Source organism: uncultured Nostoc sp. (genome assembly GCF_937863485.1).
In the GTDB taxonomy this organism is placed as follows: Bacteria; Cyanobacteriota; Cyanobacteriia; order Cyanobacteriales; family Nostocaceae; genus Nostoc.
This window is the reverse complement of the sequence record NZ_CALMFY010000169.1, coordinates 1-12,462: the sequence shown is the minus strand read 5'-3', so window position 1 is coordinate 12,462 and position 12,462 is coordinate 1. Positions and strand designations below refer to the sequence as shown.

Here is a 12,462-nt window from a genome sequence, read left to right as displayed (position 1 = left end):
GATTCCAATTTTACTTGTAGATTAAACTGACTGCGTTGTTTACCGCCGCAGGCATCGCAATAACTTAAGCTGTCGTTACCACAACTGAAGCATTCATAAGTAACGTTAAAGCTGTGGTTATGAATGTTGAAGCTGTCGTTACCACAACTGAAGCATTGATAAGTAATGTTAAAGCTGTGGTTATGAATGCTAAAGCTATCATTATCTATACTTCAAAGTTCATAAGTAACTTTAAAGCTGTCGTTACCACAGCTTAAGTTGTGGTAATGAAGATAAATTTTTGCAACAAGTCTATTGCAAAGGAGTAGCGATCGCCTCAAATTGCTGCCAACAAAGGTACAAGGCCCGCGGTACGTGAAAACATCCTTTCCATTTGCCACCTTTAAGGTTCAACAATACTTCCCCACGCCGATTGAGATAGCCAAACCACTCTCCGTATTCTGAATCAGCAAAGTGTGACCAGGTGTAATCGTGCATCTTTTGATACCATTCCCAACACACCTCACGCCCAGTCAAGCGATAGCCCATCGCTAATGCAACCAAAGACTCTAGGTGAACCCACCACAGCTTTTGATCCCATTCCAATTGTTGTGGGGGATGACCGTCTGCATCCATAAAGTAATACAATCCGCCATACTCACTATCCAAAGCAAAATCCAGGATATTTAGCACCACATCAACGGCTTGGTTAATAGTTTTGGTATCGTTTTTGCGACGGGCGATGTCCATGATGAACCACATAGCTTCGATACCGTGACCTGGGTTAATCAGCCGTCCCTCAAAACAATCAATGTGGGAACCGTCAGGGGCAACGTTTTCGTACATTAGTCCCCGTTCTTGGTCGAGAAAATCGGTCATCACTTCGCGGACTGTCTCAGCTAAGACATTATCTAGTGTTTCCTTTGGCAGCAACCATTCCATTTCTAAAGTCAGGTTGGCTAAAATCATCGGTACAGCCAATGATTTCATCGGGCGTGTGCCGGGATAGGTTTTATTATATTTGCCCTTCGGGTTGTCCTTGCGGCGTAATACGTTGTTATAAGCCTGCATTGCCACATCCTTTGCCCATTCTTCCCCCCCAGCGAGTGCATATTGACTAAATGCCATCGCTGCAAAGCAATCAGAAAAGATATTGTAAGGCTGAACCAGTGGTTTCCCTTCACGGGTGAGGGAAAAATACCAGTTACCATCACTATCTCTGCCATGTTGGGCGAGAAAATTAGCGCCATTACTAGCAATTTTCAGCCAGTTTTCGCGTTTTTCTAGCTGGTTGCAAAGCATGGAAAAAGTCCACACTTGGCGGTTTTGCAGCCAGATGAATTTGTCTGTATCATAAATTTTGCCATAGCGATCAAGGCAGGTGAAATAGCCGCCTTGCTGCCAATCAAGGGAGTGTTTTTCCCAAAATGGAAGGACATCGTTGAGGAGGGCGTTTTTGTAAAGTTCAGCGTAGGCGTAGCCCGCCGGAGGCATCGCTTGAAAGTTATGCTCCATAAATTTCCTCCCCTTTTGTGCTAAAGCTAACAGCTTAACAGTTATCACATTTTGGCTCGAATATGGAGCAATCGCGTCACTCTCTGACAAGATTTCGTCAGCAGCAGTTATACTTCTATCTTGTATCTTGCACCATTCTCAATAACCGTAGGGGAGCCAGTGCAATCTTGAGTAGAACAATTGGTGTTGGGCATTATAGCGTCCACTTGACAAGTTTTTTAGATATGAGGTTGTTATGAGTCAGATTGAACGAGTTGCGATCGTTGGAGGAAACCACGGTAATGAGTTAACAGGAATACATCTAGTCAAAAGGTTTCAGCAATATCCTAATTTAATCAACAGAGCAAGTTTTGAAACTCTGGCATTACTTGGCAATCTCAAAGCTATTGAAGAAGGCAAACGATACATTGACAAGGATTTAAATCGTTGCTTCACCAATCAAGGCTTACAAAATCAGCAACTTTCAAGTTATGAAGATACACGGGCAAAAGCAATCCAGCAGATCCTGCAACCGCAAAATCAACCCTTTGTAGATGTAATTGTTGATTTGCACAGCACAACTGCCAACATGGGGTTAAGTCTGATTTTTTGTGATCTGCATCCTTTCTTACTTCGGTTAGGCGCTTATTTAAGTTCTATCAATCCGATGGTAAAGGTTTTTGTTAATCAACAATCTAGAGAAGGTGGTTTTCTCCGTTCTTTGTGCGAATTGGGTTTTGTTATAGAAGTTGGTGCTGTGGCTCAAAATATTTTAAATGCAGAATTATTTCAGCAAACAGAGCAGCTTATTTATGCAATTTTAGACTATTTTGAAGGGTGCAACCAAGGTAATATTCCGCAGAGAAACAGCACGCTTACACTCTATCAATACATTGAGACTATCGATTATCCTAGAAGCGATGCCTACGGCGGGGAAATTCAAGCCATGATTCACCCCCAGCTTCAATTTAGAGATTATGAACCTCTGAATCCAGGCGATCCAATGTTTCTGACTTTTGAAGGAAAAGATATTCTTTATGAGGGAGAGTCTACTGTTTATCCTATTTTTATTAATGAAGCAGCTTACTACGAGAAAGGAATTGCGATGTATCTAACTCAAAAACAACAAGAGGTAGTTTAAGAAGCGTTGCATAATAGGAAAAGCCAGTAGTTTAATTTATTCGCCCTTTTAACCAAGATTGCAAATTAGTCAAGGTAGTAAAATAAAGCAATGCATCGCTCAATTCTTCCAGAACAGGTAAAGGTAAACCAGAAATTGAGGAGCGCATTTCCTGAGATAATTTTTCAAGCCGCTTAGTCAATAATGTTTTTTAATCCAACATTTCTGGGTCAATTCCTAAAGCGTTGAGTTGTTCAATAGGGAGCGATGTCTTCGACGGGCTACGCCTACGCAATTTCTCTACAATTCTCTCCCGTTTTTGTCGCTCAACTTCAGTGCGTTCATAACCTGTTAACAATAAATTTCCTTGTGCATCCCACCACCGCAGCCAAGGTAACTCTGCATTTTGATACAAACCCTGCCAGATTCCTAACTCTACCCCCATAGGAGCAATTGGGTAATGTCCTCGTTCATTGGGTTTCATCAGTTGATAAGTATTATCGACTAGGTGGTAAACTTCCACCTGCGCTTTTGCTACTTCATAAATCCCATAATAAGGCACTCGAATTGCTTGCTCATAAACCCAAAATTTACCAACATTCCCACCTTCGCCTTGAGATGGTGGTGTGTTATCTCGTTCTTCCGAACCATCTCCAGAGACAAATTCCAACACAATCAACGGCGCGACATACTCCTTCCACAGTACATAAGAACGCCGTGTTTTACCTTCAAGGGTCGGTGGTACATTGGGTACATAAAACCAGTCTGGTGCCTCAGCCCCCTTCTCAGGAGGATCTGTCAATCGCCAGTAGATACCTAAATCTTGTCCAATACAATATTGACTATTAGGATGAAGTTCCTCTAGAACAAGTGTAATTGAGTCAGTAAGTAAGATACTTTGGGGATGCTCTTGCCAGTTTTTCACGAACGTACCATCTGAGTCTGGTAACTGGGTGTGGTCAGGTAAAGTTAATGCCGATACAGAAGTCATAGGCTTTAACCAAAGGTTTGTCTGATTCTTATTGTAGATTGCTATTTCACTATTTTTGAATAGATGCGCTACTAGGTTAGATGCTATTTATACAACAAAAGTCAATCTTTCTATATGAAAAAAGCTATTACGATTATTGCGGATATTCTCTATATCCTCAGAATCATTCGTATTCGACTAGACAATAGAAAACGAGAACCTATTGCTCGTAAATCGTATGGTATTACATGAGTTAATATATCAAAAATCCATCCTGTGCCTGCCCATGCAGTATTTTCAGAGCGTTCCCAGATTACCCTTGTGTATCCCCCATCCAAGTGAAAAATTACTCTTACAGTTTCTCTGGCTAACAGAAATATTTCATTCATTACAACTATTCTATTTCGATGCTTTTAAGAGGGTGAGCTTTCCGGCCCACCTTACAATAATTACAAACCAGATACCTTTTACCCAGCAACCAAATTCCGCAGCAATAGGCGCATAATACCCGATCGCATTATTGGCAAAGCACCCTGAAAGCTAATCGTCAGCAACTCTTCTTAACTTTTAGCACTGAATAATATGATTTTCATGAAACATTAGGCTGATCACCAGTTTTGATCTCTCGTAAGATTCGTTCGACTTGGTTAACTTTTTCACCTCTATTCTGTGCTTTAAAAATATTTAAAGCTTTTTGTAGAGAAGATAGTGCCTCATCTTTTTTATTTGTTTGCCACAATGCCAGTGCAAAATTAGTCAGCCCCTCGCCATAATTAGGATTAATTTCTAGAGCTTTTTTATATTCAGTAATAGCTTCTTCCCAACGACTTTGGCTAGCATAAACAATACCGATCGCATTGTAGGCTAGAGCATATTTTGGCTGGATGCGAATGGCTTCTCGATATGAGCTAATTGCTTCTTCTAATTTTTTTTGCCGAAAAAGCACATTTCCCAGTTGAAAGCGTCCAAAGGCATCGTCTGGGAATTTTTTTATTAATTTGCGTAAATTTTCCTCTGCACCTGTTAAGTCTCCCTGATTAAATGAAGCATTGGCTTGTTGCATCATCTGCGATCGCTCTGTTGATCCTTTGTCTGGAGCTTGAGCCTGTGCTAGTTTTTGTGGTTGTCTCTGTGCATACTGTTCAGGGGAATGCAAAAAAACTTTTGCCGGAACCGCTAACACTAGTGGTGATATCCCCATTACAGTGATCATACTCAGCGTCATGCCGCTAAAAGATTGAACAAATGCTGATTTGGATTTGTGCTTCAACTTCATCGCCCTAAGTGCCTCAATAATGTTCTAATCTTTATAATAAATTGAGGTGCGTTAGCACGTAATGCATTACAAGACAGACGGGGCGCAGATATATGCGCCCCTACTAGGCTCATAAAATTATTTACGTACCTTGCCGTAATTTATCCAACACGCTTTTATCTTCCAATGTCGAAATATCCCCCGATACCTCTTCACCCGCAGCTAGATTCCGCAGCAATCGGCGCATAATCTTACCCGATCGCGTTTTAGGCAAAGCATCGGTAAAGCGAATTTCTCCCGGACGAGCGATCGCACCAATTTGTTTGACAACGTGCTGTTTGAGTTCTTTACTCAGTTCCTCACTTCCCTGATAACTGCCTTCTAGAGTCACAAAAGCAACTACTTCTTCACCCTTAAGTTCATCTGGTTTACCCACTACCGCCGCTTCTGTAACCGCTGGGTGAGAAACCAAGGCTGATTCTACTTCCATTGTACCGAGCCGATGTCCTGACACATTCAGTACATCATCCACACGACCCGTTATCCAAAAGTAACCATCCTCATCGCGTCTGGCACCATCACCAGCAAAGTAATTATAGTTACCATCTTTGGGCGGGATGTGTTCCCAGTAGGTGCGGCGGAAGCGTTCTGGATCGCCGTAGACTGTCCGCATCATTCCTGGCCAAGGATGTCGTACCGCCAGATAACCGCTTTCGTTATTGGGTACGGTGTTTCCATCCAAATCTACGATATCTGCGATAATTCCTGGGAAGGGAAGAGTTGCTGAACCCGGTTTGGTGGGAATTGCTCCTGGTAACGGTGTAATCATGATTCCGCCTGTTTCCGTTTGCCACCAGGTATCAACAATTGGACAACGTTCACCACCAATTACTTTGTGATACCACATCCAAGGCTCCGGGTTAATCGGTTCGCCGACGGTTCCCAGCAAACGCAACGAAGACAGGTTTCGCGCATTCGGATGTTGTTCTCCCATCTTAATAAATGCTCGAATTGCCGTAGGTGCAGTATAAAAAATATTGACACCGTATTTTTCAATCACATCCCATGTACAACCAGGATTAGAAGCACGGGGCGCTCCTTCATACATCAGGCTCGTTGCACCGTTGGAAAGAGGGCCGTAGACAATGTAGCTGTGTCCAGTAATCCAACCTACATCGGCGGTACACCAGTATACATCTGTATCTTGCAGGTCGAATATCCACTTGGTAGTAATGTGGCTATATAAATTATAACCAGCAGTTGTATGCACTATCCCCTTCGGTTTGCCGGTGCTGCCTGAAGTGTAGAGGACAAACAGCATATCTTCGCTGTCCATTGGTTCGGCGGGACAATCTGCTGATACTCCTTTTTGCAAATCATGCCACCAATGATCGCGTCCGCCCAACTGCATATAAGTTTCTTGTCCGGTGCGCTTCACAACCAGGACATTTTCTACGCTGGGAACAGCACCATCAGCTAAGGCTTTATCTACCTGTTTCTTGAGAGGAACGATCGCATCTTTGCGCCAACCACCATCAGCTGTAATTACCAGTTTAGCTTTAATATCAATTAAGCGATCACGCAAAGCTTCGGCACTAAAACCACCAAATACTACACTGTGGGGTGCGCCAATTCTGGCACAAGCTAACATAGCGATCGCAGCTTCGGGAATCATCGGCATATAAATACCAACGCGATCGCCTTTTTGTACACCCAGTTGCTTCAATACATTGGCGAACTGGCAAACTTCTCGGTGCAGTTGGGCATAGGTGAGGGTACGCGAATCACCTGGTTCTCCTTCCCAAATCAATGCTGCTTTATTTTTACGCCAAGTAGTGAGATGTCTGTCAAGGCAGTTGTAAGAAATATTAATCTTACCGCCAACGAACCATTTAGCAAAAGGCGGTTGCCAGTCTAATACTGTATCCCATTTTTGGAACCATTCTAATTCTGTTGTAGCCAAATCTGCCCAAAATTGCTGCGGATCAGCTTTGGCTTTAGCATAGAGACGCTGATAGTCCTCCAGGCTTTTGATATGGGCATTCTGTGAGAATTCCGAGGCAGGATGAAAGAGGCGGTTCTCTTGTGGGATTGATTCTATACTTGGTTGAGACATAATTATATTTGCAAACGGTATTGTTACTGAAAACTATTTTTAGCTTAGTTGTGCCAGACAGTGTTTAAATTTTCCTGAAGCTGAATAGAAATTGCAAGGTGTTTAGCTTACACCAACCAAAACCAAGCAATAAAAAAAGTTATGATATCTATAGGTCATTGAGCCTGAGAATATTTTGCCATGAAAAGATACAAGTGTTGTGCAAAGCACATATTATACCGCTTGTAGTTGAGAATAGAGTGCGTAAGCCGCTATTATTGCCAGAATCAGACTTTCACCTCGATTTAATTGGGAAGAAGTTATCTTGTCATCCCCTGAGAGTTTATCAATTTAAACAAATTGCATAAATTCAAATAGAATCGATTATTGAGGTAGAAGTTCTCACTAAATCTTTATTAGAATACTAATGTGAATCTGAAGCAGTCGGCATCCGAATCTGGGGCTTTATTCCTGCTCAAGAAGCTTTAGATATTGCTGACAGGTTGTTAAAGAGTAAAAGCTTGTCTGTAACACCTATAAAGCAAGGAGTAAGGGTAAATATATCTTTTTTTTTGGGCTATAAACTAGAAATGCCCCTTGTATATTGGATTGAAAAATTAAAATGTTACCGTCTCTACCGACAATGTTGCAAAATGTAAATAGTCTTTACAAACAACGCCTGAAACTATGACACTTACCGTCGAAGCTAGCAGCCTATCTCTCAACGATGTTCATCGCTTTCTTAAACTGGAAGAGCTTTCCAATGGTTCTTTCACTGATTTTTTAAATTTAGAACCGTTAACAGAGTTTGAAGAACAGGATTTATTGCGAATCAGAAACGACTTCCGTCGTTATCTATCAGCAGGTAAAATTTCCGAGGGTTTAGTTAAATTCTTAACGATTGCACCCTTAATGCGGTTAGCTGGCTTTTACGATGTGCCGATTCGGTTGACAATGGAAGATAGCGTTGCGATCGCAGTCGAAGATGAAGACAGAAGAATTACTGGACGGATGGATATTTTAGCAATCAACAGTCCTCAAAGTAATATTGCGCCGCTTTTTTGGGTTGTTGTTATTGAAACGAAAAACAGTGCGATCGAAGTGGGTGAGGGTTTACCTCAATTACTGACTTATGCTTTTAAAAGTTTAAATCAACAACCATTTGTTTGGGGACTGGTAACTAACGGACTGCGTTATCAACTTGTTTATTTAAGATGTGGCCAGCAACCAACCTATCAGTTAATGCCATTATTAAATCTGAATGAATCTCCAGATGCAATAGAGTTATTACAAGTTCTTAAAAGCATCTGCAAGTTACCAAATTTTCAGTAAAATGAATGGAAATCGCGGGGCGATCGCTGATGTCTGAACCTGCTACCTTAGAATTCATATTTAATGGTATTTCAGAGGATGAAGTTGTATTTCCTCATGATGATATACTTAGTGACTAACTACCCTTAGAAAGTGACCTACACCGAGAGCAAATCGATTTGCTGATTCGCATACTCAAATTGTGGTGGTGAGAAAGGCAGCATTTCTATACTTCTGGCAATTTGACGATTTACCAAAGTCCTAACCAAAAAAAATCAGAACATTTCCGTGGTTCAGACTTTTTTGTAGTTTTGGGAACTCAGAAAAAAGACTGTAAGAGTTGGGTAGTTTGGCAAGAAGACGGCAAATATCCAAACCTGATTGTGGAAATTTTGTCAAATTCAACGGCAGCAGTTGACAAAGGCTTAAAAAAACAAGTTTACCAGGATACCTTCCGTATACTAGATTATTTCTGGTTTGACCTTGTAACAATAGAGTTTCAGGGATTTCATCTAGTTGATGGTAAGTATCAAGAAAATCAACCCACCACTGATGGACGTTTGTGGAGCCAGCAGTTAGAACTATTACTTGGGAGTTTATGAAGGTAAATTAAGATTATTCACTATTGAAAATCTATTAATATTATCATCTGAAGAACTAGCTGAACAAGAAAGTTTACGTGCCTAACAAGCAGAAGAACGTGCCCAACAAGCATAGCAAGAAATTGCTCGATTGCGGGAGGTTTTAGGTACACAGGGCATTGAACCAGAGAATATTTAATGACATCAGGAAATTAACTAAAGACATTTTCAAGTTAAGATTTAGTTATTAAGTGTGTAAAAAAAGCGTTATCTTCTGAAAGTAGGGCATCGTTTGCAAGCAAAAGAGATTAAGGATAAGCTAAAGTCCCTTATCGAGCAAGCTTCCTCGATAGATCCTGATTTAGCGAGAAGATTAGACGAAATCAATCGTTGGGTAAAGGATATTAGGCCAGGTTCCCTGACTGCAAAACCTTTTGTGATTGCATTTCTCTTAGAGGTGATTACGGATTCTACAATTTGGCTGATAGTGAAATCCTTACCTTCGGAAGAAGAACAAAAAGCAAAGTTCGATCAAATGACGCCGATTGAGAGATATTGGTATAGTTATCTTTTTCCTAGATGGATTAATGCAAGTGACTCCAAATTTTATATTTGGAAACAAAAATTGATGGGAGGCGAATTTAATCAGGTTGATGATGATATAATTAAATCAATAGCCCAAGATATTGTTCAGCGTGAAGGTAGTTTTTGGCAGCGTTATATTGCCGACCTTTCAATGGCAACAGATTTAATTGTTAGTCGTAACAATCAACCACTGTGCATTCAAGTTACCAGTGTCTCAGAAGAACTTAATTACCAAAAGTACCAAGCTTGGCAAAATACACTGCGATCGTGGGAAATAGAGAGAGGACTGTTCTTAAGTTACAATCCCAAGGACGCTAATTTTGTTAATCAGTTAGTCAACGTGGCACTGTATAACAGTGATTATCTTTCTGGTGGCAAATATTTAAAATTTTCGTGAACTTCCATTTGATGTTCCAGATTTTGATTTCAGCCTACATACCTACCTGCTAATTACAGCTTTTATGCTTAATAAAAGAGAAACTCACAGCTGCAACAATCAAGTAGATGCATTTGCTGAAGCTTTAGCAACAGCGCGAGAAATGCAGCAAAACTGGCTAACTTACGGGGTTAATTTTGTCAATTTTTACGTTGAAGATGTAGATGGAGACTGGCTAGAAACCTGGGGACATGACGAAATATTAGGTAATTCTCGATTAGATGCTATTAAAGAATTTTTGGTAAGTGATGAGAGTGTAGCTGTTAAAGTAAGAGAGCATTTAGGAGAGCGATCGCTATTTGATTTTGCAGTAAACTTAGAAGAATCTTGGAGAATTTCTGAAACCAATGATAGGTTATCTGCTGTGAGAAGGTTGTTAGCTGGTGAAGAAAATAGTGTTGATGCAGATGATATGAGGTTAGGGAATTTAGCAAATAGTCTGCTGGTAAAGTTGGCAGAGATTTTGTGAAATTTTGAATTAATTACAGTATATCTTAGCTGAATTGAATACAAAGTTAGTAGGGTAGCACAGCTGTGCTACCTTACTAATTATCTATTATTAGAATAAAGTTATAATCTGTGGCCACGCCAAGAAGTATTTTGTTAGCAACACTCAAGTAACTTTGTGAAAAGTTAGATACTCGACTTTGTAAAAGTTGTTGGGGATCTGGACATGTATCTTTATGGAATACAAACATCTGTTATTGTATCCATCAAAGAACATGTTGCTAAATAAGGTAGGATATTTTGGAACCAATCACAGCTAGTGCGATCGCAACTCTTGCTTTTACCAAAGCATTTGAGAAAACTGTCGAGAAATTCACTGAAGCAGCCCTTGTAAAAATGGACGAGCTGCGAAAAAAGATTTGGGGTAAGTTACGGGGAAATCTGAAAGCAGAAACAGCCCTCGTTGCTGCTGAAAAAGGCTCGAAACCCGATTTAGACAGGGTTGCTGCTTACTTGCAGACAATTTTACACGAACAACCGGAGTTTGCTAAAGAAGTAGAAACACTGGCTCGTGAAATTCAGGCTGGTAAGATAGTAGACAAAAGCAATATGACCCAAATCAATCAAGACAATGCCAAGGGATGGCAAACTAAGGTTGAGGATGGAACAGTTTATCAAGGCGATATTAACATTTATCATGCACCTCCCAATTCTTGAAGTGAGCCATCATGAACCAAAGCAACCAGGATAACGCCAAGGGCTGGCAAACTCAGGTTAAGGGTGGAACGGTTTATCAAGGCGATAATATTAGTATCTACAATTCCCCTACTGGGCAGTTACACTCATCTCCTCCAAATAATATTCCTTATCGGGGTGTCGCCCACTTTGTCGGGCGGGATGAGAAACTTGTAGAACTACATAAAAAGTTGCTGCAAAATGACAGCGCGGCAATTTTGGCTGTGGCTGCTATGGGAGGAATGGGTAAAACTGAACTGGCGACACAATACGCACAGCGCTACAAAGTCAATTATCCTGGTGGGCTTTGCTGGTTAGATGCCAGAAAACCAGATTTAGCAGCAGAGATTGTCGAGTTTGCTAAGTCTTACATAAAACTGGAAGTACCGCAAACCTTACTAACTTCCCAGGAACAAGCAAAATGGTGCTGGCATAATTGGCAACCACAAACAGGACTAGTCTTGGTAGTATTGGACAATGTTGACGATGTAACTAACTGGGAAAATTCTCGCCAAATATTACCAACAGATAACCGCTTCCGTATATTGATGACAACTCGGTTGCGAAATCTTGGTTCAACGGTTCAACAGATAACTTTGGATGAACTCTCACCAAACGATGCTTTAAATTTGTTGATAGCTTTGTTGGGCGAGAATGATAGGCGGGTGCAACGGGAACCACAAACGGCAGCAAATTTATGTAAATGGCTGGGATATCTGCCTTTAGGTTTGCAATTAGTGGGTGCGTATTTGGCAGAAGATCCAAATTTATCTTTAACAGAGATTTTACAGCGATTACCAGCCCAGCAAAAATCTCAATTGGAAGCCGTATTTGAGTTAAGCTGGCAACAACTTGACTCTATGACACAGCGTGTCGGTGAGTTGTTGAGTTTATTTGCCCCAGATATCATTCCTTGGCAAATCGTTGAATCTGTCAGTCAGCAGCTAAATTGGGCGAAGGCAGATGTTGACGAGGCAAGAAAGCAACTTTATCAGCGCTATTTAATTCAAAGCGTAGCAGAAAGAGAAAGTTGCTATAAAATTTATCCTTTAATTATGGAGTTTTTGCAGGGTAAATTGGTAGGGTTAAACACAGCTGATGACCTTAAAAAAGCCTTTGCCGCAGCATTAGTAGAAATTGCTCGGAAAATACCTGAATCTCTCACCCTTGAGGATATCAAATCAGTGCAGCTGGCAATTCCCCATTTAACTGAGGTGGCACAAAATCTGATTGATATTGTGGAGGATGAAAATTTATTTTGGGTTTTCAATAGCTTGGGCAATTTTTATCAAGAACAAGGTTTGTATACTCTAGCAGCACCTTGGTATGAGCAAGGATTATCAACGGTGCAAACCCGTTTGGGAGAACAAAATCTCAATTTCGCCAGCAGCCTGAACAACCTGGCATTACTCTACTATTCTCAAGGACGCTACGACCAAGCCGAACCCCTGTAT

General features: G+C 40.9%; 11 protein-coding genes and 1 pseudogene. 7 read left to right on the top strand and 5 right to left on the bottom strand.

Annotated features, from left to right (window positions below; translation table 11 throughout):
• Positions 1–291: 291 nt before the first annotated feature.
• Positions 292–1,494, bottom strand: coding sequence for an AGE family epimerase/isomerase (locus Q0541_RS22640; RefSeq protein ID WP_298915683.1), 1,203 nt, complete (start codon positions 1,492–1,494; stop codon positions 292–294).
• Between the two features lie 235 nt (positions 1,495–1,729).
• Between Q0541_RS22640 and Q0541_RS22635 the strand changes: the two genes are divergently transcribed.
• Positions 1,730–2,614 (top strand): aspartoacylase, encoded by an 885-nt coding sequence (locus Q0541_RS22635; RefSeq protein WP_298915680.1) that lies wholly within the window; start codon positions 1,730–1,732, stop codon positions 2,612–2,614.
• Positions 2,615–2,645: 31 nt separating this feature from the next.
• On the opposite strand, the gene Q0541_RS22630 is transcribed toward Q0541_RS22635, so the two are convergent.
• The 4 genes from Q0541_RS22630 to acs form a co-directional block, all read right to left on the bottom strand.
• Positions 2,646–2,795, bottom strand: a complete 150-nt coding sequence (locus Q0541_RS22630) for a DUF4351 domain-containing protein (RefSeq protein ID WP_366941916.1) — start codon at positions 2,793–2,795, stop codon at positions 2,646–2,648.
• A 9-nt stretch (positions 2,796–2,804) separates the two neighbouring features.
• Positions 2,805–3,584: a Uma2 family endonuclease gene (locus Q0541_RS22625; protein ID WP_298915677.1), complete on the bottom strand. Its 780-nt coding sequence runs from the start codon at positions 3,582–3,584 to the stop codon at positions 2,805–2,807.
• 568 nt (positions 3,585–4,152) lie between these two features.
• On the bottom strand, positions 4,153–4,839 hold the full coding sequence (locus Q0541_RS22620; RefSeq protein ID WP_298915674.1) for a tetratricopeptide repeat protein: 687 nt from the start codon (positions 4,837–4,839) through the stop codon (positions 4,153–4,155).
• A 121-nt stretch (positions 4,840–4,960) separates the two neighbouring features.
• Positions 4,961–6,934, bottom strand: coding sequence for an acetate--CoA ligase (gene acs / locus Q0541_RS22615; protein WP_298915672.1), 1,974 nt, complete (start codon positions 6,932–6,934; stop codon positions 4,961–4,963).
• 666 nt (positions 6,935–7,600) lie between these two features.
• On the opposite strand from acs, the gene Q0541_RS22610 reads away from it, so the two are divergent.
• From Q0541_RS22610 to Q0541_RS22585, 6 genes and pseudogenes are all read left to right on the top strand, one after another.
• Positions 7,601–8,245, top strand: a complete 645-nt coding sequence (locus Q0541_RS22610; protein WP_298915669.1) for a restriction endonuclease subunit R — start codon at positions 7,601–7,603, stop codon at positions 8,243–8,245.
• 29 nt (positions 8,246–8,274) lie between these two features.
• Positions 8,275–9,004, top strand: a pseudogene (locus Q0541_RS22605) (Uma2 family endonuclease).
• Between the two features lie 93 nt (positions 9,005–9,097).
• Positions 9,098–9,787 (top strand): hypothetical protein, encoded by a 690-nt coding sequence (locus Q0541_RS22600; protein ID WP_298915666.1) that lies wholly within the window; start codon positions 9,098–9,100, stop codon positions 9,785–9,787.
• Between the two features lie 64 nt (positions 9,788–9,851).
• Entirely contained in the window at positions 9,852–10,295 is a 444-nt protein-coding gene (locus Q0541_RS22595) for a hypothetical protein (protein WP_298915663.1), read from the top strand.
• Positions 10,296–10,573: 278 nt separating this feature from the next.
• On the top strand, positions 10,574–10,990 hold the full coding sequence (locus Q0541_RS22590) for a hypothetical protein (protein ID WP_298915660.1): 417 nt from the start codon (positions 10,574–10,576) through the stop codon (positions 10,988–10,990).
• Positions 10,991–11,001: 11 nt separating this feature from the next.
• Positions 11,002–12,462 (top strand): tetratricopeptide repeat protein (locus tag Q0541_RS22585; protein ID WP_298915657.1); only part of this gene is annotated, 1,461 nt, incomplete at its 3' end.